Origin of the sequence: Lysinibacillus fusiformis, from assembly GCF_003049525.1 — a bacterium.
GTDB classification, from domain to species: Bacteria; Bacillota; Bacilli; order Bacillales_A; family Planococcaceae; genus Lysinibacillus; species Lysinibacillus fusiformis.
On sequence record NZ_PYWL01000001.1, the window covers coordinates 220,129 to 242,344 of the forward strand.

A 22,216-nucleotide genomic window follows, 5' to 3' on the forward strand; every position below is an offset into this window, starting at 1 on the left:
GGTTTCCCACTTTAATTTCACATAAAAGAGTTCCTTCTTTACTTTTCCTTTATACAAATATGCTAACATGAAGACTATTATATGAATAATATAAAAAAAGTAAATTTCACTTAAGTTTTCCCTATACTAAAGTTTCTTGAATGGCAAAATAAAAAAGAGCCGCTCCTAGCGACTCTCTGTTTTAAGCATTCACTTGTTGTTCCTGTTCTCGATTCATCATCGTTCGAACCACTTGTGCAATCTCCTCTGAGTTCTCATCTTGAAATTCAACGGTTGAATGAGCCGAAGCTGCTTCTTGATTCGTGCCTTCAGGAGTAGTTTGTTCATTTTCTGCTAGTTCACCTTCAACTGCTTCCTCATCTACCTCTGGCGTATACAAAATGTATGCTATTAAAAAACGTACAATATACATGACAAGGAATACAATGATTGCTGTAACAAAAGATCCGATAATGATACGAAGGGGCGTGTAGGGCTTTAGAAATGTACTAAAAAAATAAATAGTAAAAGCCATTAATGCTCCCCATAGATTATAAAATATGGAACCAAACATTAGATTTCGCTCACTCCTTGGTTAACTGTTCGAATATGTAATGACGATGTGGCAGGATTAAATTCTATCGTTCTACCACTGTTTCCACCAGTATCCTCGGCTACTAAAGGAATTCCATGCCTTTTCAATTCATTTTTGACAGCTTCTACATTACGAGGACCGATGCGCATCGAATCTTTATCCGAAGTAAATTGAAACATCTGTGCGCCCCCAGCAATTTTTGCCTTTAGTTTAAACTTTTGAACGCCCTCTAATTTTAATAGATCAATCATTGCTGCTATTCCAGAATCCGCAAATTTTGCTACATTGATTGACTCAGATCTTCCCAAGCTTGAATCTGGTAACATCACATGGATTAAACCAGCAATTTTTTTTGACTCATCATATAAAATAACGCCAACACAAGAACCCAGACCAGAAGTTCGAATCGTGTTAGGTAGCTTTACTACATCCATTTGTGCAATTCCTACTTTAACCACTTGCCCACTACTACTGCTTAGCATCATTAGGAAACCCCTAATGCTTTAAAAATAGCATCAAATGAGTCGGGATCTGGTAATAGGAAGAAATGACCTCTCACAGTTTCATGGTCTTCTACACCTTCTTCAAAAATGGATGTATTTATAACAATGACATTATCACTTACATGTGATAATTCTATTAAACCAATACTTATGATTGCACCAAACATATCAACGCTTAGCCCCGGTACAGTTGGATAAATTTTCAAATTAGTAAAGTCCGATAAGGCAGATAAATAGGAACCTGATAAAATATTTCCCATTTCTTGCATAGCTGATAATCCTAGTTCAGAAACAGGTCGTTTTTTAAAATCAAATGTTTCATCATAAATGAGACGACGGATAAAACGGTTTGCCTGTTCAATAGGTAGTATAAAGAACATACTTCCTTCTGCATCACCCTCAATGCGAAGGTAAATACCAACAACTACATTTTCTGATCCCCCAGCCAATTCCATCATATCGTTAAAGGACACCATTTCTACCTTTGGGACACGCATATCAATTTTTTTCCCAAGTAAATTGGAAAGTGCTGTCGCGGCATGCGCAGCACCAATATTGCCAATTTCCTTTAATACATCTAAATGTAGCGAGGTAATCTTTTGATTAAATGTCATGATCGATCCCTACTTTAGTGGATTTAATACTTTTTCTAAATGTAATAAGATTAATAATCGTTTTTCTACTTTAGCAACACCTGAAATAAATTCTTCCTCAAGGGAGCCAACAACTTCTGGTTGTGGTTCAATCGCACTTGCAGGAATATCAATTACATCGTTTGCTGAATCAACAACAAAGCCTACTTCCATATCTTCTAGTGAGATAATGATAATGCGAGTTGTTTCCTCATGTTCTGAAATAGGTAATTCAAAACGTTCACGTAAATCCACAATTGGCGTTACGACACCACGAAGATTGATAACACCTTTTACATATTTTGCCGTTTTCGGTACGCGCGTAATATGCATTAGCTTTTCTATACCTTGAACATGGGACACCGGAATAGCATATTCTTTATTCGCTAGTTGAAATACAATTACTTTAATACTTTCTTGTTCCACTGCGTTTGTCATCTTTTACACCTCTCTTATTCATTCACCTTATTTTATTAATGCGTTACAATCTACAATTAAGGCTACTTTACCATTTCCTAAAATAGTTGCACCTGAAATAGCAAAAATATTTGTTAAGTAATTTCCTAAAGACTTCAAGACAATTTCTTGTTGTCCGATGAAGGAATCTACCACTAAACCAGCAAGTTTTTCACCTTTACGAACAATCACTACTGAATGGAATTCTTCATCTTGCGACTCTTTACGAGGTACTTCAAAGATTTCCTCTAAGAATACCAATGGTACAACCTTGCCACGGAAGTCGATTACTTTTTGATTATGCGCATTCATAATCTCCGATGAACGGATAATAGATGTTTCAATAATAGATGATAATGGAATTGCATAAATTTCCTTTTCAATTTCCACGAGCATCACAGAAATAATCGATAATGTTAGTGGTAATTGGATAGAGAAGATGGAACCAACATCTTGTGTGGATTCAATTGAAATATTACCACCAAGTGATTCAATTGTTGTTTTAACAACATCTAACCCTACTCCACGGCCAGATACATCCGAAATGACATCTGCAGTCGAGAAGCCTGAAGCTAAAATAAGCTCATTGATTTGATTATCAGACATTGAATAAGACTGTTCTTGTGTCACAATGCCTTTTGCAATAGCTTTCGCTAGTACTTTATCACGATTAATTCCTGCACCATCGTCTTCTATTTCAATAAAGACATAGTTTCCACTATGGTAAGCACGTAGGACAACCGTTCCTTCTTCTGGTTTGCCTTTTGCACGACGAGATGTTGGATTTTCAATGCCATGGTCCACAGAATTTCGGATTAAGTGAACAAGTGGATCACCAATTTCATCGATAACTGTACGATCTAGTTCTGTTTCAGCACCAATGATTTCAAGATTAATTTTCTTATTTAAATCTCGTGATAGCTGACGAATCATTTTTGGGAAGCGGTTGAACACTGTTTCAACTGGCACCATGCGCATTGTTAAAATGATAGTTTGCAGGTCACCCATTACACGGCTCATTCGCTCCACAGTTTCGTTTAGCTCACCATGATTTACTTCTGTGGCAATAGATTGTAAACGACCACGGTCAATAACAAGTTCTTCAAACAAGTTCATTAAAATATCAAGACGTTCAATATTGACACGAATCGTTTTATTCCCAACAGGCGCATGATTTTTTTCAGCCTTTGCAGGTGCGGCTGTTTTTGCAGGCTGTGCGGCTGGTTCAGGCTTAGAAGGTACAGTAGCAGGTGTAGACTCTACTTCCGCTACAGCCGATGCAGTTGCAGCTACTTCTTGCTGTGATTCATACTCTCTTTCACTAAATTTCTTTTGGTCTATTGTTGTGACAACAACTTCTTCAACCTCAGAAACTTTCATGATCTTTTTCTGCATATCTTCTGCTGATTCTTTTGTCACATAGGCTACATAAAACTGTTGATCAAATTGTTCGTCTTCTAGCTTTTCAACAGATGGGCTCGATTTAATAACTTCGCCGTCTTTTTCTAAAATCTCGAAGACCATAAATACACGTGCAGCCTTTAAAAGACAATCTTCTCGTAATTTCACTGAAATTTCATAGGCCTGGAAACCTTGTTCAGATGATTGTGCGATAACTGTTTGTTCAAAGCTATCATATTCTAAAACACTTTCCACAGCTGCTGGTTCTGCAACGGTTGCAGCCACCTGAGGTACTGCTTCCTCACCTAATTCTATGCGCTTAAGTTGAGCGACTGTTGCTGACACATCACGCTTGCCATCTCCACCATTCGCAATATCCATAACCATTTCTTCCAGATGGTCAACAGATTCAAAGACCACATCTAAAATTTCTGGTGTTACGTGGATTTTTTCATTACGAATCGCATCTAACACATTTTCCATTTTATGTGTTAAATCGGCTAAATCTTCAAAACCCATTGTGGCAGACATACCTTTTAAAGTATGGGCAGATCGGAATATTTCCCCAACAATTGCCAAATCATCTGGATTTTTTTCTAATTCTAATAAATGTTCACTACATGCTTGTAAATGCTCTTTACTTTCTTCGATAAACATCTCTAAATATTGATTGACTTCCATAAGAGGACACCCCTTTTAAGGCAAATATTTCATTATTGTTAGTGCTATATCATCTACATCGGCAACTTCATCAATTAGTTGCGTTTCTACCGCTGCTTTTGGCATACCATATACAATGCAAGTTTCTGCTGACTCAGCTATGGCCATGACATTACCGGTCTTTTTCAGTGCTTTTAGTCCATTTGAACCATCATGCCCCATACCTGTCATAATCACTGCTACTTTATCAAAATCCTTATATTGACTAACATCTTCAAACATCACATCTACAGATGGTCTATGGCCTGACCTTGGTGCTTCTTGATTATCAAGAACAATACCAAAAGTTGTCCCTACTTTCCTAAGCTTTAAGTGATAGCCACCTGGGGCAATATAGGCTACCCCATTTTGTAAAATATCGCCTTGTTCAGCCTCCTTCACAACAATTTCACTTAGCTGATCTAGACGAGTAGCGAGTGATTTCGTAAATCCAGCAGGCATATGCTGAACAATGAGAATAGGGGCTTGAATAGACTTAGGAATTTTTGTAATGACCTCCTGAAGCGCACGAGGTCCTCCTGTAGATGTACCTATTAGCACAATCTTTTTACCTGCTTTATTCCATTCTGTTTGCGCCTTTGTTACAGCTACTTTAGTAGCAGTAGCAGTCACAGGAATCGGTATTTGACCATGTTGTTGTAAATCCTTTATTACGGTACTCACTTTTGTCACTGAATCTTGTTGTCGTTTACTACCAGAAGGTTTTTTCAATTTGGATATTGGCACCATTGCAGCTTGCTCTACTTTATGGACAAGCTCACTTTGGATTTTATGTAAATCAAGAGATATTGTTCCGCTTGGCTTTGCGACAAAATCTACAGCGCCACTTTCAATAGCTGCTATAGCATTTTCTGTTCCACGCTGAGTGGTACTAGAGAGCATGATTACAGGAACTGGACATTGTATCATTATTTCTTTTAATGCATCTAGCCCATTCATTTCAGGCATCTCAATATCCATTGTCACAACTGATGGCTTCAATGATTGTATCTTTTTGATTGCATCTTTTCCATTACGTGCAGTTCCAACTACTTCCACCTTCGAGTTGCCAACAAAAAAGTCACTAATTAGCTTTCTCATAAAAGCAGAATCATCCACAACTAATAGCTTGCTTTTATGTAAAAAGTCCAATTAATCACGCCCTTTCGAAAAAATACTTCTTAGTTTCGTTAAAAATTTCTTTGCTGTCTGATCATGTGCATGTATTTCCTCCACACGATGCTCCATAAAACGAATCACTATGAGTTGTAATGTTTTAGAAATCAGTGCGTCTGGATAAGCAAGTGAAAATGGGACTTGCTCACGCACAGCCTTCCGCACAATCGAATCTTCGGGTAATGAACCGAGTATCGTGACTTCTTTGTCTAAAAAACGTTTCATGGCTAACTTTAAACGCTCGTTTGTTTCGATGCCTTCTTCTTTACTAAATGCACGGTTACAAAGGACATAAAATTGCTTATCAGCATCCCGCATATGAATATATTTCATCATCGAATAGGCATCCGTAATTGCGGTCGGCTCTGCCGTTGAAATAACGATAATTTCGTCTACTGATGTGAGTAAATCTAGCGACCAATTTGTCGCACCCGCCCCCATATCAAATAAAATATAATCATAGTTTTTCTGAAGCTGTTCAAATGCATGAATAAGCTGTTCAAACATCATCTCTGACCAATTAAAAATATTTGTCATACCCGACCCACCTGATATATACCTTAAACCATGGGGTCCCTCAAATATTACCTCATCTAGTAGTTTATTTCCTTCTAGGTAATCTTTCAAACTATTGGAAGCATTTTTCCCAATTAAAATATGGATATTTCCCATCCCAATATCCATATCTACAATGACAACTTTTTTTCCCTTTTGGGCCAAAGACAAGGCAAAATTCATCGTGAAGTTACTTTTTCCAACCCCGCCTTTGCCACTGACCACCGCAATTGCTCGACCTAAATCGCCTTGCTGTCTCATCATTTTCAAGCGTAATGTTTCAGCTTGGTCTCTCATTTCTCTTCACCTTGAAAAAACAAATTAAGCACTGCTTCTAAATCAGCTTCTTCAATATCTTCTGGTACTTCTTGACCATTCGTATAGTAAGCAAGTCCTTTATTATATTTAATCATTAAATTGAGCATTGTGCCAATAGAATTTGTTTCATCAATTTTCGTGAAGATAAATTTTTCAATTGGTAGCTGATTAAATTGGTCGATAATGTTCGCCATATCCTTTTCTTTTGTAGTCATCGCGAGTACTAAATAGGATTCTGCTTGATCATCAAATTTTATGAGACGTTGGAGATCATCTACATACTTGACCTCTTTATAATTTCGACCAGCTGTATCGATAAATACTAAGTCTAAATGCGATAATCTTTGGATAGCTTGTTCGAAATCTGTTGCGTTGTAAGCAATTTCAACAGGTGCCTGTAAAAGGCCCGCATACGTTTTTAGCTGTTCAATGGCTGCGATTCGGTACGTATCTGTCGTAATAAATCCGATCTTCTTCTTCTTTTCTAAAACTGCCCTAGCTGCCATTTTGGCGATCGTCGTTGTTTTACCCACGCCTGTAGGACCTAATACGTTGATATATTTTCTTTCATAGGACAATCCTCCGATAGGTAGGCTTTCTAGTCTCTTACGTAGTAAATTTTTCGTGACCATTTTACATTGTGAGAAATTGATTTCTGTCGCTTCTTTGAAATGCATAAAAAGCTCATCACCTATCGTTGTGATGAGCTCTTCATTTAGCTCTTGCTGTCTTAAGTATTCAATGAAGGGGAAGAGTTCATCGGGATATTGAGCTTGGGTAGTCTTTTTATGCATCGATTGCATTAAAGATTTTAAATCTGCAATTTCCTTCCTCAATTCTTCAGAAATGCCAGTGTCCTCATGTTTAACTACATCATGTGATGATTGATCTTGGTGAAATTTTCACTTGAATCGCATTTGTAATATCTTGTAGTCTCGCATTTTCCTTAGTCGCGTTAGGTAATGCTACGGGCGTTGGTACTGGAGCCACTTGATTTGGCTCCACTCCATCTACTCCTGCAACTACCTCAAATCTTTTCTGTTTAATCATACCGAAAAATTTCTTCGTGATGACTACTTTAGAATTCAAAATAACAGCGTCCTCACCTAGTTCTGCACGCACTTGCTTCATAGCCTCTGGTATGGAGGATGCATAATATTTTTTCATTTTCATTAAACATTCACCACCCCAACACTTTGAATTTCAATAGAAGCATCCAATTCATTATATGAAAGAACTGGAATCTGCGGGAAATAACGCTCCGTCAGTTGTCGTAAATACATACGCACAGCCGGAGAACATAAAATAATAGCGGATTGTTCCATAAAGGACACACGCTCTATTTCTGCTGCAATCGTCTCTAGTACCGTTTGAGAATCTTGAGGATCCATTGCTAAATAATTTCCGTGATCTGTTTGCTGAATACTATCAGCAACCATTTTTTCTACTTTACCTGAAACTGTAATAACTTTTAATGCCGAACTATCCCCCACATATTGGGCAGTAATTTGACGAGCCAATGATTGACGAACATACTCCGTTAAAATATCTGTATCGCTAGTTACCTTCGCATAGTCTGCTAACGTTTCAAAAATAATGGGTAAATTACGAACAGAAACATTTTCTCGTAGTAGTTTACCAAGAACCTTTTGGATTTCTCCAGTTGATAAAGGTGCCGGTGTCAGCTCTTCTACTAAAATAGGATGGGTTTCACGTAAGTGATCTATTAACTGCTTCGTCTCTTGACGACCTAATAATTCGTGAGCATTCGCACGGATTATTTCAGTTAAATGCGTGGATACCACGCTTGGTGGGTCTACAACCGTGTAGCCATAAATTTCAGCATCCTCTTTCACTTGCTCAGTAATCCATTTAGCTGGTAATCCAAATGATGGCTCCACTGTATCAATTCCTTCAATAGAATCATCATCACCTGGGCTCATCGCTAAATAATGATCTAGTAAAAGCTCGCCTCTTGCCATTTCGTTCCCTTTTATTTTTATTCGATACTCATTTGGTTGAAGCTGAATATTATCTCGAATACGAACAACTGGGATGACAATTCCTAATTCTAGTGCTAACTGTCGACGAATCATAATGACACGATCTAATAAGTCCCCACCTTGAGCAGCATCGACTAACGGAATTAATCCATAACCAAATTCAAATTCGATTGGGTCCACATTTAATAAATTCACAACATTTTCAGGGCTCTTCATGCCATCTGTTGCCACTTCTTCTTCAATTTCAAGTAATTCCTCTTCATCCTCTGGTTTCTTACGTTCCATCATATAAGCCCCAACAATTAGGGAAAGACCTATTGGAAGTGTTACCCAGTTAGGGATTGGTGTAAATAGCCCTAGTAATACTATGGTACCTCCAGCTACATAGAGTAACTTTGCTTGAGCAAATAATTGTCCTGTTATATCTTGACCAAGACTTCCTTTAGAAGAGGCGCGAGTTACCACAATCCCTGTTGCTGTTGAAATAAGCAAGGCAGGAATTTGCGAAACTATACCATCCCCAACGGTTAGCTTAGAAAAATGAGTTGCTGCTTCAGCAAATGGGAGTCCCATTTGTACTACCCCGATGATGATTCCGAATAATAAGTTGATAATAACCATGACCATTGAGGCAATGGCATCCCCTTTTACGAATTTCGTGGCACCATCCATCGCTCCGTAGAAGTCCGCTTCACCGGCTACTTTTTCACGTCGTTCGCGTGCTTCCTTTTCGGAAATTACTCCTGCATTTAAATCAGCATCAATACTCATTTGTTTACCTGGCATCGCATCAAGTGTGAAACGAGCTGCTACTTCAGCTACCCGCTCTGCACCCTTTGTAATAACAATAAACTGAATTAATACTAGAATTAAAAAGACAACTAAACCTACGAGAATATTTCCCCCGACTACGAAATCACCAAATGTTTCTACGACAGAGCCCGCATCCCCAGTTGCTAAGATCGCACGGGTTGTGGAAACACTCAGTCCTAATCGGAATAAGGTTAACAGTAAAATAACCGAAGGAAAAATAGAAAAGTCTAATGCTTCCTTCATACTCATTGCTGTTAGCAGTACAATTAATCCTAATGTAATATTAATGACAATTAAGAAACTTAACATCCACGGAGGAAGAGGGATGATGAGCATCGCAACGATTAAAATAACCGCACCTAAAACCCCAATATCGCGAACTTTCATTTGTGTCCCTCCTACTAAAAAGCTTTAAATTTTACGTTTAATACGGTAAACATAAGCGAGTATTTCTGCTACTGCTTTGAAAAATTCTTCTGGTACGGGATCACCAATTTCAACTTGATCATACATGGCGCGAGCTAAAGGTCTATTTTCCACCATAATGACGTCATGCTCTTTGGCAATCAGCTTTATTTTTTGAGCGATAAAGTCTGTACCCTTTGCAATTACGCGAGGTGCATCCATATTTTCCTCGTCATATTTGAGCGCAATCGCATAGTGAGTAGGGTTGGTAATTACCACATCTGCACTTGGAATCTCTGACATCATACGACGCATCGCCATTTCGCGCTGACGTTGTTTGATTTTCGATTTTATGAGCGGGTCACCCTCACTATTTTTATATTCATCTTTAATATCTTGCTTAGACATTTTAAGATTTTTTTCATAATCAAATTTTTGATACATCCAATCCAAAATGGATACACAAAGTAAAACTAAAGATGCTGCTATGCCCATAATGCCGACTAGCTTTCCGACAGTAATGAGCGTCATCCATGGACTTTTAAAGGATAAAGCTAAAACTTCTGGCAAGTTTGTCCAGATAATAATTGTCGTTACACTACCGATAAAGCCAATCTTTAACACCGATTTCAGCAACTCAACAATTGCCTTAACCGAAAAAATCCTTTTCAACCCTTTGATAGGGTCCATCTTTTTCAAATCAAACTTCATTGGCTCCAAAGTAAATAAAAAGCCAAACTGCAAAAAGTTACCTGCAAGTGCTCCAACAACTGCTATCGCCATAATCGGTACAATAATGAAAGCCATTTGTATTAATGTTTCTATAAATAAGTGCATCACACTATCAATCGTTAGTGTTTCGATGCGTATGTTATGGATAAAGGTTTGTCTAAAAAACGCTAATAGCTCATCCCGTAAAGAACCTGCAAAGAAAATTAAGAAGATAAAGACCATCAGCATAACGATGGCACTAGTTACATCTTGACTCTTAATAACTTGTCCCTTTTTTCGAGCATCTTGACGTTTCTTTGGCGTCGCCTTCTCAGTCTTTTCACCTGAAAAAAACTGGATATCTAAATTCAGTAGTAGTTTCATATTATCCACCACCTAAAATGGCCATTAAATCACGCATGCCGTAAATCATAATAGTGATTAACTTTTGAATGACTTGAATCATTACAGCCATCATTGTAAATAACACTAAAAAACTAACGGCTATTTTAATAGGAAAACCAACAACAAATATATTTAATTGTGGTACTGTTTTCGCAGTTATTCCTAAAGCTAAATCGACTAAAAATAAGGTAGCCACAACAGGTGCAGCCATCTGAAATGCAATAGCAAAAACAGCTGTAAATGTTGTGATGATAAATTGGGGAAAGCCCTCATTTGTAAAACTAGGGAATTGATCCATAGGCAAAAACTGATAACTATAGTAAATTCCATCAAGAATCATATGATGGCCATTAATTGCTAACAATAAAAGGAATGCTAACATATTAAAAAACTGACCGATTAATGGACTTTGAGCTCCTGTTTGCGGATCAATAATATTGGCAATGGCAAAACCCATTTGAAAATCAATAAAGCTCCCTGCAATTTGAATGGCAGACATGATTATATAACCTACTAGACCGAGTAACAGCCCAACAAGTGCTTCTTTCATCACTAATAATATGTATTCATCATTGAATGCAAACGGCTCAACATCAATTGTATAATACATCATCCAAGCTAAAACCAGTGCGAGAGTAATTTTGACTTGTGGTGGTATGGTTCTATAGGAAAAAAAAGGAACCGTAACAAAAAATGCTGAAACACGCACAAGCACCAATAAGAAAACCGTTAAATGCGGAATTAATTCATTCATGGACTCACCCTATATAACGTGTTAAATTCTCAAAAATGTCTCTCGCATAGCTAGTAACTTGAGATAACATCCATGGGCCAAAGAACACTATGGCCACAAAGACGGCGATAATTTTCGGTACAAATGCCAAAGTTTGCTCTTGAATCGAAGTGGTAGCTTGAAAAATACTTACAGCCAAACCAGTGATTAAAGCTACTAATAATAACGGACCGCTTGTTAGAAGGATAATCATAATGGCACGTTCTGCAACGGAAATAACCAATTCACCTGTCATACTGTATCATCCCCTAAAAACTTTGTAGTAGCGATTTCATGACGAGATACCAGCCATCGACCAGAACAAACAATAAGATTTTGAATGGCAATGAAATCATTACTGGCGGTAACATCATCATCCCCATCGACATTAATGTACTCGCAACAATCATATCGATCACTAGGAATGGAATAAAAATCATAAAACCTATTTGAAATGCTGTTTTAATTTCACTTAAAGCAAATGCTGGCACAAGCATTGTCAGTGGGATTTCTTCCACTGATGCTGGTTTTTCTGCTTGATTGTACGATAAAAACAAGTCAAGATCTTTTTGTCTTGTATGCTTACTCATAAATTCTTTAAATGGCAAGCTTGCCCGATCATAAGCTTCATCTAAACCAATTTCTTCAGAAAATAGTGGTTGCAAAGCCTCTTTATTGACCTCTTGAAAGGTTGGTGCCATGATAAAGAACGTTAAAAATAAGGCTAAACCAACAATCACCTGATTAGGTGGCATTTGTTGTGTAGCCAGTGCTGTACGCACAAAGGATAAAACAATGACAATTCGAGCAAAGGATGTCATTAAAATTAAAATACTTGGTGCCAGTGATAAAACGGTTAATAGTAGTAAGAGCTTAACGGATGTTGAGACGTTGGTTGGATCGCTATTGGAAAAAATATTGACTAAATCATTCATTTATCATCCTTCTCCTTTTGCTTCCATCGCTCAATCTCTTCACTGCGCTCCTGTTTAATTTCGGAAATCTTTTTTTCAAAGAGTTTGCCAAATGTCTCTTGCTTTTGTTCATTTTGCAAATTCACTCTATCTTTTTTCTTAAACTTAGAAAATACTTCTGCGATATACGGTGATGTTGCTGCAAGTTCTTGCCTTTCGTTATAAAGTGCTAACAGTGCTTCTATTTCTTCAGGATCAGTAATTTCACGTAATAGCTGAACGTCTTCACCGACCCCCACTAAATACATGGTTTTCCCTACTTGTAAAAGCTGTACTGATTTTTGTGCACCTAACGATAAACCGCCTAAATTTTGTATCAGTTGATTACGTTGAAAGTTTAAATTTCGTTTATTTAAAAACTTCATTAAACCATAAAACAAAGCTACAACAAAAATAAGCGCTAAAACCATTTTTATGTATTCCCATGCAGATATATCTCCAGCTGCTGATACACTTGGTTCTTGTTTAGCAGCTGGATCGGTAGTATCTCCATAACAAGCTTCTGGGTCTTTAATGCAATCTGTCACACTATTCGTATCAGAGTCTGCATAGACCGAAGTTGGTGTCGGGTACAAAAACAGGAAGGATACAAGAAATGCAAAAATCATCGTGAAACGAAATGATTTTAACATTTTCATGCAATCATCCTAGCGCTTTTTGGATCGCTTCAATTACTCGATCTGCTTGGAAAGGCTTAACAATAAAGTCTTTCGCACCAGCTTGAATTGCATCGATGACCATTGCTTGTTGTCCCATTGCTGAACACATAATTACAGTTGCACTTGGATCTGATCCCTTAATTGCTTTAAGAGCCGCAATACCATCCATTTCTGGCATTGTGATATCCATTGTTACTAAATCTGGTTTTAATTCATTGTACTTTTCAACAGCCTGTAATCCATCTGCCGCTTCTCCAACAACCTCAAATCCATTTTTCGACAAAATATCCTTGATCATCATACGCATAAATGCAGCGTCGTCTACAATCAAAATTCTTTTAGACATGGTTAACTCCTCCAATTGAAACTATCTTAAATTATTTAAACGCTCTGCTTGACTTAAAACATCTGTAATACGTACACCAAAGTTTTCATCAATAACAACGACTTCACCTTTAGCGATTAAACGACTATTAACTAATATATCAACAGGCTCCCCTGCTAATTTATCTAACTCAATAATCGAACCACTTGATAGTTCTAAAATCTCTTTAACAGAACGTTTCGTACGTCCTAACTCTACAGTAACTTGCAATGGAATATCAAGTAGCATATTTAAATTTCTAGCTTCAGATTGAGAGATTACATTTGAATCAAAGCTAGCAAATTGTGCTTGTTGAACATTCACTGGCTGTGCAGGTCTCGCTGGTTGCGCAAACTGCTGTGGTTCCTGATAAACCGGTTGCTGCATAGTTGCTTCCGGCTGCTGATAAACAGGCTGTGCAGGCGGTGGCATAACAGGCGCTTGTTGTTGAACAGGTGGTGCTGCAATTGGCGGTGCCTCAGGTGCAATCGTTGCAGCCACAGGTTCTTCTATTGATTCAGTTTCACCTAATAGAGATTTTACGATGTTTTGACTAAATTTAAGCGGTAATAATTGCATTAAATTCGAATCAATTAAATTACCAATTCTTAATCTAAAAGATACTTTGACTAGCAAATCATCTTCAGGGATGTTTTCTCGACCTTCATTTTGAGAAATATTCATTAAATCAATTGTCGGAGGCGAAATATCCACTTTTTTGTTGAACACTGTCGACATAGATGTAGCCGCTGAGCGCATCATTTGATTCATGGCCTCTTGAACAGCACTTAACTGAATTTCTCCTAAGTCAGGTTTCGGATTTAATCCATCGCCACCTAACATAAGGTCTGCAATAATTGCAGCATCAGATTGTTTAATAACAAGTAAATTCATACCTGTTAAGCCAATCGTATATTCCACTTGTACAGCTACATAAGGATGTGGAAACTCCTCTTCTAATTTATTTCGATTAATCATTGATATACTTGGGGTAGTAATATCTACTTTTTGTCCTAATAATGCCGAAAGTGCAGTGGCAGAGCTCCCAAAGGAAATATTGCCTACCTCACCTAGTGCATCTTGTGCAAACGAATCAAGGTAATCCTCTACTCGTATATCATTTGTTTCATCAATTGAAGAAGCTTCAGTGCCGCTGTTTTTATCTTCCAACGTCTCGCCCCTTAATAGCGCTTCAATTTCTTCTTGGGAGAGCATTTCATCACTCATCTTCGTCTCCTCCTTTCAAAGGGTCGATAATCTGGATTGCTAATTTTTTGCCTTGCTTACCTGGTTGAACAGTGAATTTTGGTAATGTCCCTACCTTTAATAGAAGTGGATCATTAATTTTTTGCTCTAGCTGTATAACATCACCAACTTGCATTGTAAGGAAATCCTCGATCGTGATATCCGTTAGCCCTAATTCAACCGAAAGCGGTAATTTTGCTTGTTTTACGCGTGTTTCAAGCATTTTTGTTTGCTCTGGAGACATTTCTTTTGTATTTGTTTGCATCCAATAGCGAACAGAAAGATTGGGAACAATCGGCTCCAATACAACATGCGGAATACAAATATTGATCATACCGCTTGTTTCACCAATGATCGTATTTAATGAAATGACAACTACTGTTTCATTAGGTGAAATCATTTGTAAAAATTGTGGATTAACTTCAAGCTCCACTAAAATCGGATCAATTTCCGCTACATTTTCCCACGCCTCGCGTAAATTGTCGAATGAGCGTTCAAAAAGGTTTGTCATAATTTTTGTTTCAATTTCTGTTAGATTATCTACATTACTATGACTCGCCCCACTACCGCCCATTAAACGATCTAGCATGGAATAGGCAATGTTCGGATTTATTTCCATCAATATATTACCATCTAATGGTGGCACTTCAAACACATTAATGAGCGTCATATTCGGAATCGAACGAACGAACTCTTCAAATGGTATTTGGTCTACTGATGCAACTGTAATTTGCACATAGCTTCTAAGCTGTGCAGAGAAAAAGGTTGTCAATAGTCGTGCAAAATTTTCGTGTATTCGGGTCAAACTTCGGATTTGATCTTTTGAGAATCGAAGCGCTCGTTTAAAGTCATAAACTTTAACCTTGCGTCCCTCATCCTCCTTTTTTATGTCATCTGCTGACATTTCCCCAGTCGATATAGCGGAAAGCAGCGCATCTATCTCGGATTGAGATAACACATCTCCTGCCATTTGCCCACCTCCATTTCAAGCAGTTTCTATTTTATTGAGTGATGAAGGAGGTAAAATATACTTCCTGGACTTCTCCCTCTTGCATCAATTCATTTACTCTAGTTTTTAATGATTTTTGGAAAATTTGCTTTCCTTGCTTACCTTCTAAATCTTTTTGCTCCATTTCAGAAAGTTCTTGTATAGCAATGTTTTGCACTTGGAAAACACGCTTTGTTAATTCTGCAGCAGCATCTTTGCTTGTCGTTTGAACTTTTAATGACAAGCGTACTACTCTTTTATCTGCAAGATTCGTTGTGATTTCCGGAATCTCCACTGTTGCCTCTACAATTTCATCAATGGTTGGTTCAATAGCTCCTGTCGGTTTATTAAATTGTGTAAGCAATACAAACAAAATAACCCCGATCAGTATGACTGCTACTAGCAAAATAATAATCATTGTTAACATTTTATTATTCTTCATCTTTTTCACCTCTTAGATGCGGGTTGGATAGTATTTGTATATTGTTATAAAAGGCAGTTACCTTTTGTCGCACCTCATCTTCACTCTCTAAAACAATTAATTTTGTTCCAGTTGTTAAAGTAATAGTCGTATCTGGAAATGATTCGACTGTTTCTATGTATAAAGCATTTAATGTAAATGCTTTGCCATTAAGACGTGTTAGTTCAATCATTGAATTAGGGCCGGGTCTAGCATGAGAGCCGGCCCGACCCTCCCTCATATGAAAATATGTTTGTTAAAACGTCCGTTATGAATGAAAGGACTATTCAATCATTAACGTTTTAAGTTTACTAGCTCTTGTAACACTTCATCTGATGTTGTAATAATACGAGTATTCGCTTGGAAACCACGTTGAGCAACAATCATCTCTGTAAACTCTTCAGATAAGTCAACATTCGACATTTCTACAGCTCCAGGCACTACTTTCCCCATCCCTGCTACAGTTGCTACTTGTCCATATGCAGCACCAGAGTTCGCTGTTTGTTGATAGTAGTTCCCACCACTCTTAGCAAGACCACCAGCGTTCGGGAATTTAGCCATAATCAGCTGTCCAGCCCATTTGCGCTCACCATTTAGGTCTACATATTCAATCGTGCCATTAGCTCCGATGCTAATCTCTTTAGCAGTCGTAGGGATACGAATTGGACCTACAGTTCCATCATCAGGTGTTAGTACACCATCATCATCAAATAAGTTTGCGCCTTCATCCCCTGAAGCAACTGGTGCATCATCTGGATTGATACCATCATCATCAGCTTCCATTACGATATCCTCTCCAGCAGATACACCTACTAAATATTTACCGTCAGCATTCACTAAATAGCCATTGCTATCCATATAGAAAACACCATTACGAGTAAATAGAGTATTGTTGAAGCCTTCTTCGTCTATGAAACCACTATCTGGATCAGGAGCACCATTTGCATCAGCTACCATGAAAAAGCCATCACCCTCAATTGCTAAGTCAAGACCACGTCCTGTACTTTGTAAGGAACCGCCCCCATGAATCGTATCAATGGCAGCTAATTGTGTACCCAAACCAACTTGTTGTGGATTCACACCACCTCGTGTAGCTGTTGCTGCAGATGCACCAGCTTGTGTTTGAGACATTAAATCTTTAAAAAGAACACGTCCTTTTTTAAAGCCAACAGTATTAACATTTGCAATATTGTTACCAATAACATCTAGCTTTGTTTGGAAATTTTTAAGACCTGAAATACCTGAATACATAGAACGTAACATAAGTTTTCGTTCTCCCTTCATTTTTTATTTGTGTGCTTCTATCAATCAGCATCACGAAGGCTTCCTTTCATAAGAAGGTCCAGCCTTTAAAGAACGATTGTGCCATCAATATTTGTAAATAATTGTTGTTTTGCTTCCGTGCGATCCATTGCTGTAATGACAGTAGCGTTTTTAGCACTGACAATTAAAGCTGCTTGATCCATCAAGACTAATGGCTGTTTAACACCTTTTGAGTGAGCTTCAAATACCTTATCCGAGACAACCTGCCATTCTTGTTCAGAGATGTCAATTTTACGCTCCATAATACGTTCATGCGCATGTTTGCTCACCTTCAGCTCTTGCTTTGATGCTTCCTGTAAATGGGCTTTAAAGGATTGCTGTGAATGAATGGACGTAGGTTGAGTTGCACGAATAGATGGATGCAAGGGTACACGATGAATTGAAAATTTATCCATCACTTTTCCCTACCTTTATTCGCTAATAACTGTAAAATCTTTATCCGTAAGTTTTTTATCATTATCTAATACGTAGTAAATAACGCCATCTTTATTGGAAACAGAGACGATTCTCCCTTGTAGTTCCTGCTCGCCATCTTGATATGTAACTTTTTTACCTATCAATTTACTCGCCTGAACAAGTGGCGTTTCTTGCACAGGATTATTTCCATTTGAACTTGTTCCAGAGCCAAGAATTCCAGAAATATTACCAGGCGTTATTTCCTTCCCATCTGCTAATTTGAAGACAACACTACCATCTACAAATTTCAAGGATTCAATCACACCTGATCCTTCATTTACAACTGGATCTCCTTTTTCATCTGTTTTATCTGTAATTTCATGCCATTTGACTTCTTTACCAACAAAGGTTGCATAGTTCATCATTTGTGTTTGTTGCTGTGATGCTAATAATGATTCTACTGCCTTTGTCATGTTCTGCATTTGTTCTAAAGAAGAAAACTGCGCCATTTGAGAAATGAATTCTCGGTCATTCATAGGATTTGTTGGGTCCTGATGCTGTAATTGGGTAATTAACAGTTGAAGAAAGGCATCCTTACCAAGTTCACTATTCCCAGTTTGTTTGGTTGGTTTTCTATAATTAGAATAGTAAAGATCGTCCGTTATGGATGTATTGGTTGCTTTAGATGTTGCATCCGCCATCAATTACACCTCCTCGTTTAATAAATAGTCACTAAATGACATCTCTTCATCGTCATCCTCAGTTTTTTGTTGCTGTTCTTCATCCTGTTGTTGTCTAAAGAAATTATTAAAGAAGTTTTGATCACGTTGCTGACGATCTGCATCCTGTAATGATTGGGCAATATCAAGACGGTCTACTTGAATGTTCTGCTGCACAAACGCCTGCTTTAGCTGATGTGCTTGACTATCAAGCATTTCACGTCCATGAGCTGTAGAAGCTAGTAGACGAGCTGTCAGTACACCATCATTTTGCACAAGCTCTATACGAATGGTTCCTAAATTTTCTGGATACAACTTAATCGTTAATCGTGTAATCCCCTGTGCATTAGAAATTTGAGCTCTATTGATAATGGCTTGCATTTCTTTTAATAAAGCCTCTGACTGTGCAGGTTTAGCAGTCGGTAATGTTACTTGGAACGTATCCGGTTTGGTTTGCACCGTTTGTGGTGTTACCATTTCATTAGAACTTGTCTCACTTTGCTTCGTCATTTGGACTTGCTGGAAGCCTTGTAATGACAATGTTCCTGTTGATTTGGTTGTTGTTACTTGTATTGTTTCTACTTGGGTTTGTAATGTCGTTAAAAGACTTTTAACGGTTGTTAACAAATTTTCTTGTGGAGCTGTTAAGTCCGATTTCTGTCCTACTAATTGTGCTAGCTTTAACACTTGAAGTAATTGCGTTGCTTCTTTTGGTGTTACTTGACCTTCTCCTTGTAATGCAGCACCTATTTGCGCTTGAAGAATTGGCGCTTGGGCATCTACTAAGGATAATAGCTCCCAAATATCACTAGCTTCTTTTTCTTCTCCTAATAGCTGCTGGACTATTTTTTGAAGCTGTTCATCATCAATACCTAATGCATTTAATATATTGTCCAGATCCAGCATTTCGTCCATAGACACTGCTTTACCGTCTTCTCCCAGTTGAAGGATTAACAAACCATCATCGTGGGGGATTCCTAATAAATCGAGTACCTCTTCCAATGAATCAGCGTTTAAAACCTGCTGTAAATCAGCTAGCTCATTATTTGGCGTAGTTTGAGCAGTTTGATTTGATTGAGCTGAGGAAGATAGGACTTGTCCAAAAACAGAGCCGAATTTCGATAAATTATCCTGTTTCGAAGTTCCGTTGATCTTCCCATCAGCACTACTAGCTGCTGTTGTTGGCTTTGTTGCCGCATTTTTAGTCGGTACTGATTGAGTGATCATTTTCATCATCGCTATATCCACTATTTTCACCTCCTTTCATGAACTCTATTGTTTAGCCATGAGCTCCGTATATTTTGCTGCATCTTTAGCGTCCATTTTCTCTAAAATTGCTGCTAGTTTATCAGGTTTTAAATTGGTTAAAATGCGCAGTGCTTCTGTATCACTCATATTGATTAATACAGGTGCTGCAGATTTCGGAGACATTTTATCGAAAGTCGATAGAATATCGTTGAAATCGCGCTTCACATCATCTTGCTGTCGATTTAATTTTTCAATTTCAAATTGAAGCTGCTCTTTTTCTATCGTGAGCTTCTCTTTTTCAGTTGTTGTCGTATCTAACTTTTTTTGCAGCTGTGTAATTTCTGCTTCTTTTTCTTGAATCTCTGCCTGTAAATTAACTATTTTCGAGTCATTGTTTACGACAGCATCTTTCGCTTGCTGTTCTTCTGACGGAACAAAAGGTAAACTGCCAATTGCCTTTTTACCTAAATCAAAAACATTTGTATTCATTAATGTAGCCACAACAAGTAAAACTGCTACGACAAACATAAGTGGCAGTACGATCCAAGTAAAAAACTTTAGAAAGCCTCCCGTTTTTTTCTTAGGCGGCTGTTCTACTAATTCCGCTTTCAATCGATTGTCTTTTCTCACCATGAAATCACCTGATTTCTCTCTTGTTATACGTTAATAATGAAATTTCATCTAAAAAAAGGCTTTCTATACGATCCTGCTCTTGTTTGAAAAGCTTAAAATCCTTTTCTCTCATTTTTTCAAATTTACGTACTTCCAAGTTTTTTTCTAATAATTTATCTTCGTGCCAATTCATTTTTGCACGAGCTTGTATCACTTTCTGCTGAACATCTGCAATTGTTTTTTCAAGACTATCAATAAAACGTGCGTAGTGATGAATTTCATCAATAGATGAACCAACCGTTAAACGATCCTGCTGGAAGGCAATTAAATCTTCTTTCTTTTTAAGCAAGTCATATAACTTCGTAGCCACTTCCTCAAAAGATCGGACAGATTCTTTATAGGCCATTTCAGTTTCGTTTTTTTCTTGCTCACGAATTGTTAATACTTTTTCAAAACGATACACATAGCTGACCATCTAGTTCACACCACCGTTCGATAAGGATATTAGCTCATTTACACTTTCTTCCAAGGTCACTTTGTCCAAATAGCCCTGTTTAAGATAAGTAGTAATAAGCGGTTCATAATGAATAGCTTCATCAATTTCTCTAGACGTCCCTCGTTTATAAGCGCCAATATTGATTAAATCCTCAGATTTGTCGTATGTATAATAAAGTTCTCTTAATCGTTCTGCAGCTTTTTTATGCTCTGGCTCTGCTACATGATTCATTAAACGACTAACACTTTTTAAAACGTTTATAGCAGGGTATTGACCTTTATTAGCTAAATTTCGATCAAGCACAATATGACCATCTAATATCCCTCGCACCGTATCAGCGATTGGTTCATTCATATCATCACCATCTACTAGGACCGTATAAAACGCCGTGATAGAGCCCTTTTCATTAGTACCTGTACGTTCTAATAATTTAGGTAAAATCGCAAATACAGATGGTGTATACCCCTTCTGTGCTGGTGGTTCACCTGTAGCCAGTCCAATTTCACGTTGAGCCATGGCAACACGTGTTACAGAGTCCATCATCAACATGACATTTAATCCACGATTTCTAAAATACTCGGCAATTGCTGTTGCAGTAAACGCCCCTTTTATCCTCATTAATGCTGGTTGGTCAGAAGTAGCAGCAACAACAATAGAGCGACTTAGACCTTCAGGACCTAAATCACGTTCAATAAATTCACGAACCTCACGCCCACGTTCTCCAATCAGCGCAATTACATTCAAATCTGCCTGCGTATTTCTCGCAATCATTCCAAGAAGCGTACTTTTTCCGACCCCTGAACCAGCGAATATCCCGACCCGTTGGCCATTACCAACCGTTAACATTCCATCGATAGCTTTAACGCCGACCTCAAGTCTTTCATTAATTGGCGGACGTGTTAGTGGATTTGGCGGATCTTGCTCTGTCGGAACCGTCATTAGTCCTTTTGGTAATAAGGTGCCATCAATAGGATTTCCCATTGAATCCAACACTTTTCCTATTAGCTCTGGGCCCACTTTTACTTCTAGTGGAGCCCCCGTCCCTTCAACAAGACAGCCAATAGATATTTCTCTTAAAGAAGTGAAAGGCATTAAAACAACAATTTCATCTTTAAAGCCCACCACTTCAGCTAAAATGATTTGGTGACCATTGTTTACAGTTTCCACATGAATTTTACAAACATCACCTATGGAACTATCTGGACCTTGCGACTCAATCATCAAGCCGACAACTCTAGTGACTCTACCAAACTTTTTAAAAGTTGGCATATGAGGAATATGTTCGATTAATTGAGCCGTCTTCATCTAG

At 37.9% G+C, this 22,216-nt stretch carries 25 protein-coding genes and 1 pseudogene; all 26 read right to left on the reverse strand.

All coding sequences use genetic code 11. The features are described 5' to 3' along the window. Nucleotides 1-181: 181 nt before the first annotated feature. A complete protein-coding gene (locus C9J29_RS01120) occupies nucleotides 182-553 on the reverse strand; it encodes a hypothetical protein (RefSeq protein ID WP_089985334.1) in 372 nt (123 codons plus the stop codon). Further along, complete coding sequence (locus C9J29_RS01125; protein WP_008180730.1) at nucleotides 553-1,059, reverse strand: chemotaxis protein CheD; 507 nt, start codon at nucleotides 1,057-1,059, stop codon at nucleotides 553-555. Before C9J29_RS01125 ends, C9J29_RS01120 begins: the two co-directional genes overlap by 1 nt. Further along, entirely contained in the window at nucleotides 1,059-1,691 is a 633-nt protein-coding gene (locus C9J29_RS01130; RefSeq protein WP_008180732.1) for a chemotaxis protein CheC, read from the reverse strand. Before C9J29_RS01130 ends, C9J29_RS01125 begins: the two co-directional genes overlap by 1 nt. A gap of 9 nt (nucleotides 1,692-1,700) precedes the next feature. Next, entirely contained in the window at nucleotides 1,701-2,147 is a 447-nt protein-coding gene (locus C9J29_RS01135) for a chemotaxis protein CheW (RefSeq protein WP_008180734.1), read from the reverse strand. Nucleotides 2,148-2,174: 27 nt separating this feature from the next. After that, on the reverse strand, nucleotides 2,175-4,247 hold the full coding sequence (locus tag C9J29_RS01140) for a chemotaxis protein CheA (RefSeq protein WP_008180736.1): 2,073 nt from the start codon (nucleotides 4,245-4,247) through the stop codon (nucleotides 2,175-2,177). A 15-nt stretch (nucleotides 4,248-4,262) separates the two neighbouring features. Continuing rightward, nucleotides 4,263-5,417, reverse strand: coding sequence for a protein-glutamate methylesterase/protein-glutamine glutaminase (locus tag C9J29_RS01145; protein ID WP_008180738.1), 1,155 nt, complete (start codon nucleotides 5,415-5,417; stop codon nucleotides 4,263-4,265). Continuing rightward, the gene (locus tag C9J29_RS01150) at nucleotides 5,418-6,293 is read right to left on the reverse strand and encodes a MinD/ParA family protein (RefSeq protein ID WP_008180739.1); all 876 of its coding nucleotides are present in this window, start codon (nucleotides 6,291-6,293) and stop codon (nucleotides 5,418-5,420) included. Beyond that, a pseudogene (gene flhF, locus C9J29_RS01155) lies at nucleotides 6,290-7,487 on the reverse strand (flagellar biosynthesis protein FlhF). The gene C9J29_RS01150 and the pseudogene flhF overlap by 4 nt, the downstream one beginning before the upstream one ends. Next, nucleotides 7,487-9,517, reverse strand: coding sequence for a flagellar biosynthesis protein FlhA (gene flhA / locus C9J29_RS01160; RefSeq protein ID WP_008180742.1), 2,031 nt, complete (start codon nucleotides 9,515-9,517; stop codon nucleotides 7,487-7,489). The pseudogene flhF and the gene flhA overlap by 1 nt, the downstream one beginning before the upstream one ends. Before the next feature lie 24 nt (nucleotides 9,518-9,541). Continuing rightward, nucleotides 9,542-10,630, reverse strand: a complete 1,089-nt coding sequence (flhB, locus tag C9J29_RS01165) for a flagellar biosynthesis protein FlhB (protein ID WP_036123995.1) — start codon at nucleotides 10,628-10,630, stop codon at nucleotides 9,542-9,544. Between the two features lies 1 nt (nucleotide 10,631). Then, complete coding sequence (gene fliR / locus C9J29_RS01170) at nucleotides 10,632-11,405, reverse strand: flagellar biosynthetic protein FliR (protein ID WP_008180748.1); 774 nt, start codon at nucleotides 11,403-11,405, stop codon at nucleotides 10,632-10,634. Nucleotides 11,406-11,409: 4 nt separating this feature from the next. Then, nucleotides 11,410-11,679: a flagellar biosynthesis protein FliQ gene (gene fliQ, locus C9J29_RS01175; protein WP_008180750.1), complete on the reverse strand. Its 270-nt coding sequence runs from the start codon at nucleotides 11,677-11,679 to the stop codon at nucleotides 11,410-11,412. A 13-nt stretch (nucleotides 11,680-11,692) separates the two neighbouring features. Beyond that, a complete protein-coding gene (gene fliP / locus C9J29_RS01180) occupies nucleotides 11,693-12,358 on the reverse strand; it encodes a flagellar type III secretion system pore protein FliP (RefSeq protein WP_008180752.1) in 666 nt (221 codons plus the stop codon). Then, entirely contained in the window at nucleotides 12,355-13,029 is a 675-nt protein-coding gene (locus tag C9J29_RS01185; RefSeq protein ID WP_237068723.1) for a flagellar biosynthetic protein FliO, read from the reverse strand. The genes fliP and C9J29_RS01185 overlap by 4 nt, the downstream gene beginning before the upstream one ends. Before the next feature lie 10 nt (nucleotides 13,030-13,039). After that, a complete protein-coding gene (locus C9J29_RS01190; protein ID WP_008180756.1) occupies nucleotides 13,040-13,402 on the reverse strand; it encodes a response regulator in 363 nt (120 codons plus the stop codon). A gap of 21 nt (nucleotides 13,403-13,423) precedes the next feature. Beyond that, nucleotides 13,424-14,647: a flagellar motor switch phosphatase FliY gene (gene fliY / locus C9J29_RS01195; protein ID WP_107921509.1), complete on the reverse strand. Its 1,224-nt coding sequence runs from the start codon at nucleotides 14,645-14,647 to the stop codon at nucleotides 13,424-13,426. Next, nucleotides 14,640-15,635 (reverse strand): flagellar motor switch protein FliM, encoded by a 996-nt coding sequence (fliM, locus tag C9J29_RS01200; RefSeq protein WP_008180759.1) that lies wholly within the window; start codon nucleotides 15,633-15,635, stop codon nucleotides 14,640-14,642. Before fliM ends, fliY begins: the two co-directional genes overlap by 8 nt. Before the next feature lie 31 nt (nucleotides 15,636-15,666). Then, a complete protein-coding gene (fliL, locus tag C9J29_RS01205) occupies nucleotides 15,667-16,095 on the reverse strand; it encodes a flagellar basal body-associated protein FliL (RefSeq protein WP_008180761.1) in 429 nt (142 codons plus the stop codon). Beyond that, nucleotides 16,085-16,306 carry a flagellar FlbD family protein gene (locus C9J29_RS01210; RefSeq protein ID WP_008180764.1) on the reverse strand — a complete coding sequence of 74 codons (222 nt, stop codon included), beginning with the start codon at nucleotides 16,304-16,306 and terminating at the stop codon, nucleotides 16,085-16,087. Before C9J29_RS01210 ends, fliL begins: the two co-directional genes overlap by 11 nt. A gap of 101 nt (nucleotides 16,307-16,407) precedes the next feature. After that, entirely contained in the window at nucleotides 16,408-17,376 is a 969-nt protein-coding gene (gene flgG, locus C9J29_RS01215; RefSeq protein WP_043990752.1) for a flagellar basal body rod protein FlgG, read from the reverse strand. Between the two features lie 86 nt (nucleotides 17,377-17,462). Beyond that, complete coding sequence (locus C9J29_RS01220; RefSeq protein ID WP_008180768.1) at nucleotides 17,463-17,831, reverse strand: TIGR02530 family flagellar biosynthesis protein; 369 nt, start codon at nucleotides 17,829-17,831, stop codon at nucleotides 17,463-17,465. A 15-nt stretch (nucleotides 17,832-17,846) separates the two neighbouring features. After that, on the reverse strand, nucleotides 17,847-18,533 hold the full coding sequence (gene flgD, locus C9J29_RS01225) for a flagellar hook assembly protein FlgD (RefSeq protein WP_043990753.1): 687 nt from the start codon (nucleotides 18,531-18,533) through the stop codon (nucleotides 17,847-17,849). A 3-nt stretch (nucleotides 18,534-18,536) separates the two neighbouring features. Beyond that, nucleotides 18,537-19,799, reverse strand: a complete 1,263-nt coding sequence (locus C9J29_RS01230) for a flagellar hook-length control protein FliK (RefSeq protein WP_089985329.1) — start codon at nucleotides 19,797-19,799, stop codon at nucleotides 18,537-18,539. Between the two features lie 24 nt (nucleotides 19,800-19,823). After that, nucleotides 19,824-20,432, reverse strand: a complete 609-nt coding sequence (locus C9J29_RS01235; RefSeq protein WP_008180774.1) for a MotE family protein — start codon at nucleotides 20,430-20,432, stop codon at nucleotides 19,824-19,826. 4 nt (nucleotides 20,433-20,436) lie between these two features. Further along, the gene (gene fliJ, locus C9J29_RS01240) at nucleotides 20,437-20,886 is read right to left on the reverse strand and encodes a flagellar export protein FliJ (protein ID WP_089985328.1); all 450 of its coding nucleotides are present in this window, start codon (nucleotides 20,884-20,886) and stop codon (nucleotides 20,437-20,439) included. After that, the gene (fliI, locus tag C9J29_RS01245; protein WP_008180778.1) at nucleotides 20,887-22,212 is read right to left on the reverse strand and encodes a flagellar protein export ATPase FliI; all 1,326 of its coding nucleotides are present in this window, start codon (nucleotides 22,210-22,212) and stop codon (nucleotides 20,887-20,889) included. Nucleotides 22,213-22,216 lie beyond the last annotated feature (4 nt).